Annotated in this window: 1 protein-coding gene and 1 pseudogene; both read left to right on the top strand. The window is 72.6% G+C overall.

Annotation, left to right across the window (positions count from 1 at the left end):
• Positions 1-357 precede the first annotated feature (357 nt).
• Positions 358-945, top strand: a pseudogene (locus ACJA3G_RS36390) (ABC transporter permease); the annotation flags it as partial.
• A gap of 258 nt (positions 946-1,203) precedes the next feature.
• The coding region (locus ACJA3G_RS36385) for a TMEM165/GDT1 family protein (RefSeq protein WP_406557300.1) at positions 1,204-1,705 on the top strand (502 nt) is incomplete at its 3' end.

Here is a 1,705-nt window from a genome sequence, read left to right as displayed (position 1 = left end):
GGGCGCCGGGGGCGGCGAGCAGGCTCGCGGTGGCGAGCAGGGCGGCGGAGGCGGTGAGCGCGGAGAGCCGGGCGGCGTGACGCGCGTAGACACCTGACATGCGAACTCCCTGGATGTGGGGGGACCTTGGCCGGGCGCGAGGGTGCGCGGCCCGGTCATCGTGGCGGCGCCGGGTTTCCGGGGGGTGGGCGCCAGGTAACAGAGTGGCGACATGGGCACGTCACATCAAGGGTTGGGGCGATCTCCGTCCTCCTTGATCGCCCTTGTCCCGCAAGGGAACTGACGCCCCGTATGCCAGGGTTGCGCCACCCGGTGCGGGGGCCGCTCCCGCTACCGGCCCCGGCGTACGGTGGGCGCGTGCTGCTGCCCGTGAATGTCACGCTGGGGGTCGTTCTCGCCGTACTGCTCCTGGTCGCGGCCGGGGTCGCGGGGCTGGCGCACCTCGGCCGGGCGAGGGAGATCCTGGTCGCGGGGGTGCGTGCGGCGGTTCAGCTCGCGGTGGTGGCGAGCGCGATCCGCTGGGTGGTCGGCTCGGTGCCGCTGCTGCTCTGCTTCCTGCTGCTGATGTACGCGGTGGCGACGCGTACGGCCGGGCGGCGGATGACGCCCAACGCCACCTGGCGGTGGGCCGCGCTGCCGATCGCCGCCGGGGTGGTGCCGGTGGTCGGCGCGCTGCTGCTCACGGGGCTCGTCCCGGTCAAGGGCATCGCGCTCATCCCGGTCACCGGCATCCTCATCGGCGGCGCGCTCACCGCGACGGTCCTCGGCGGGCGGCGCGCGCTGGACGAGCTGACGGTGCGGCGCGGGGAGGTGGAGGCGGGGATGGCGCTCGGCCTGCCCGACCGGGACGCCCGGCTGGAGGTGGCCAGGCCCGCCGCCGCCGACGCGCTGCTGCCCGGGCTCGACCAGACGCGCACGGTGGGACTGGTCACGCTGCCGGGCGCGGGTGGCGTCGCGTATTCTGTACGGAGCAGAAGGGGAGTAGCTCTTCGCCGGACCGTCGACATACTGCTGGAACCTCCCCAGGGAGAGACCAGCCGGCGCCCGGAGGCAGGCCCGCGAGGCCCGCCAGCGAGACCTTCGGCCGCAGTGTCCATGTCCGTGATTGCTTCATGGCGCTGCCGTGCCGAAGCGACCCCGGATTCCTTTCGCGAAACGCTCTCGGTACGGCCGCGCCGCGCCCGACCGATTGAGGAAAACTCCGTGTTCAGCTTCACCGTCCTCGCGATCACCTTCGGTGTGGTCTTCCTCGCCGAGCTGCCCGACAAGACCGCGCTCGCGGGTCTGATGCTCGGCACCCGCTACAAGGCGTCGTACGTGTTCGTCGGCGTCGCGGCGGCGTTCCTGCTGCATGTGGCGCTCGCCATCGCGGCCGGCAGTGTGCTGACGCTGCTGCCGCACCGGCTGCTCCAGGCGATCGTGGGCGTCCTGTTCCTCGCGGGCGCGGCGATGCTGCTGTTCAAGAAGGACGAGGAGGAGGACGGGGTGAAGGCCCCGGCCGACCAGTCGTTCTGGAAGGTGTCCGGGGCGGGGTTCATGCTGATCCTGGTCGCCGAGTTCGGGGACCTCACGCAGATCATGACGGCGAACCTGGCGGCGCGGTACGACAGCCCGCTGTCGGTGGGGCTGGGCGCGGTGCTGGCGCTGTGGGCGGTCGCCGGGCTGGGGATCGTGGGCGGGCGGACGCTGATGAAGTACGTACCGC

This window comes from Streptomyces sp. YS-3 (assembly GCF_045257485.1).
Taxonomy (GTDB): domain Bacteria; phylum Actinomycetota; class Actinomycetes; order Streptomycetales; family Streptomycetaceae; genus Streptomyces.
Note: the sequence above shows the minus strand (reverse complement) of the source record. Positions and strands in the feature narration are given on the sequence as shown.